Source organism: Streptomyces otsuchiensis, assembly GCF_004305975.1.
Lineage (GTDB): Bacteria > Actinomycetota > Actinomycetes > Streptomycetales > Streptomycetaceae > Streptomyces > Streptomyces otsuchiensis.
Window position 1 is genome coordinate 1 of sequence record NZ_BHZI01000458.1, and the last position, 2,429, is coordinate 2,429.

General features: G+C 74.4%; 2 protein-coding genes. Both read left to right on the plus strand.

Features of this window, described 5'->3' with window-relative positions:
- Positions 1 to 204 precede the first annotated feature (204 nt).
- The gene (locus E0D90_RS25030; RefSeq protein ID WP_130800203.1) at positions 205 to 1,431 is read left to right on the plus strand and encodes a hypothetical protein; all 1,227 of its coding nucleotides are present in this window, start codon (positions 205 to 207) and stop codon (positions 1,429 to 1,431) included.
- A 13-nt stretch (positions 1,432 to 1,444) separates the two neighbouring features.
- Positions 1,445 to 2,107: a peptide-methionine (S)-S-oxide reductase MsrA gene (gene msrA, locus E0D90_RS25035; RefSeq protein ID WP_130800204.1), complete on the plus strand. Its 663-nt coding sequence runs from the start codon at positions 1,445 to 1,447 to the stop codon at positions 2,105 to 2,107.
- Positions 2,108 to 2,429: the final 322 nt, after the last annotated feature.

The window sequence follows — 2,429 nt, forward strand, 5'->3', positions numbered from 1 at the left end:
GCGCCCCGGTGCCCCACACCGGGGCCTCGACCCGGTCAGGGTGCCGGGCCCCACAGCGCGGACGCCGGCGCGCGCCTCCCGGCGCGGGTCGGTTCACCGGGCGCCGCCCGCGGCGCGGGGTGGTGCCTTTAGGGTTGACAGACCGTACCGGGACGCCGGCCACGACCCGGCACCGTCGAACCTGTGAGCGAGGAGCTGCGCGCCATGGAAGCCTTGTGGCTGTTGATCGCACTGACCGCCATCTTCGGGGTGGCCGTCCTGCCCGCGATCCGCCGGAGGCAGGAGCGCCGGGAGTTCGAGCGGGCCGCCGACACCGCCCAGGGCATGACCCGTCCCGCCGGCGGCGGACGCCCCGAGCCGAAGAAGCCCGGCATCTCGCTCTCCAAGGGGGACGACGCGCACAGCGGCCCGGCCCGGAGCGGTCCGGTCTCCTCCGGCGGCCTGGTCGCCGTCGAGGAGCTCGACCTGCGGCTGCCGGGCCCGGACGACGACCTGGTGCAGGCGCTGGAGGAGGTGCAGCGCACCCAGGACTGGCGTCCGGCCGGTCAGCTCCTCGCCCTCACCGACGACTACGAGGCGCGCTGGCAGCGCGTCCAGTCGCTGGCGGGCGCCGCCGCGATGGAGCTGGCGCAGTGGCACAGCGCCCACGGCCCGGCCGCCGGCACCCCCGGCCACCCCGACGCGCCCGACGCGGCTCCGGACGGCCGCCGCGACGCCGGGTGGCTGCGCGCCTGGCGTGCCGACGAGCCCTCCGACCCGGGAGGCGCGCAGGTCTACGCCCAGTTCCTGGTCTGGCAGGCCATGTCCGATACCGGGTCCGCCGACAGCCGGATCATCCTGGAGGAGGCCCGCACCGCCGCCGCCGAGGCAGCGCGTATGGCGCCCGAGGACCCCACCCCTCACATCACCGAGCTGTTCGTCGCACGCGGCCTCAGCTACCGCAAGGCGGACTTCGAGGCGGTGTGGTCCGAGGTGACCCGCCGCCGCCGCGACCACATGGGCGCGCACCTCGCGGCGCTGTCCTACTGGTCGGAGACGTGGCACGGCTCCCGGGACGAGGCGTACGGCTTCGCGCAGAGCGCCGCCGGTGGCGCGCCGCCCAAGTCGCTGCTCCCGGCCCTGCCGCTGTTCGCCGTCTACGACCACCTGCCCGACGTGCAGCTCTCCCCCACGATGTACAAGGGCGCCACCATCGCCGACGCCGTCCAGGCGGCGCAGTTCGCGCTCCACAACACCTCGCCCGACCACCCGGTGATCCCCCACGTGCGGCATCTGCTGCTGTGTTTCCTGGTGCGCGCCGAGCGCTACGAGGAGGCCGCGGAACAGGTCTGGGCCGTCGATGGTTATGTGGGTGCGCTGCCCTGGGTGAACAACGCGAATCCGGCCCAGGAGTACGCGGCCTACCGGGCCATCGCCATCGGACGCCGCTGAAGGAGAGATCGTCATGCTGTTCGGCTTCAAGGACCGGATGCCCACTCCGCAGGAGGCCCTGCCGGGCCGCCCTGACCCCTCCTTCGCCCTGCCGGACCGGCACACCGTGCTGGGCAACCCGCTGGCCGGCCCCTATCCCGAGGGCCTGGAGACGGCCGACTTCGGCATGGGCTGCTTCTGGGGCGCGGAGCGCGTGTTCTGGCAGACCGAGGGCGTGTGGACCACGCTGGTCGGCTACCAGGGCGGGCTGACGCCCAACCCCACCTACGAGGAGACGTGCACCGGCCGCACCGGCCACGCCGAGATCGTCCGGGTCGTCTTCGACCCGTCAAAGGTCGGCTACGAGCAGTTGCTCCGGCTGTTCTGGGAGTCCCACGACCCGACCCAGGGCTTCCGCCAGGGCAACGACACCGGCACCACCTACCGCTCCGCGGTCTTCACCCACTCCCCGGAGCAGGACGCCGCGGCGCGCGCCTCGCGTGAGGCGTACCAGGAGGTGCTGGGCCGCGCGGGACACGGCGCCGTCACCACGGAGATCGGCTCCGCCGCCGATCACGTCTTCTACCCGGCCGAGGCGTACCACCAGCAGTACCTCGACAAGAACCCGGGCGGCTACTGCGGCATCGGCGGCACGGGGGTCTCCTGCCCCATCGGCGTCGCCCGCGCCGAGGGCTGAGCGGGAGCAAGAAGCACGTCCCCGGAGGGGTCGCCGGTCCGCCGGCGGCCCCTCCTTCGTGCGTGCGCGCCTGTCCGGCGGACCGGGGTGGGGGCGGCCGAATGGCGAGTGGCTCGGGCGCAGGCGCTCCAGGGCGAGCCGGGCACGCCGGAGCCGGTCTGAGCGCGGCGGAACCGGCACGGTGGCGTCGATGTCGGTGGCGGGTGCCATGCTCTGACGTGCACGGGATGAGGCGATGGCGGACCGGGTGGGCGGTGCGGGGCGCCGCCGGAGGGGTCGGGTGCGTGTGGCGGGCGGGCTGACGGAGACGCTGGAGCGGCAC

Excerpts from the sequence above, each read along its gene's own strand:
- E0D90_RS25030 (WP_130800203.1), top strand. The coding sequence starts at position 205 with ATGGAAGCCTTGTGGCTGTTGATCGCACTGACCGCCATCTTCGGGGTG.
- msrA (WP_130800204.1), top strand. The coding sequence starts at position 1,445 with ATGCTGTTCGGCTTCAAGGACCGGATGCCCACTCCGCAGGAGGCCCTG.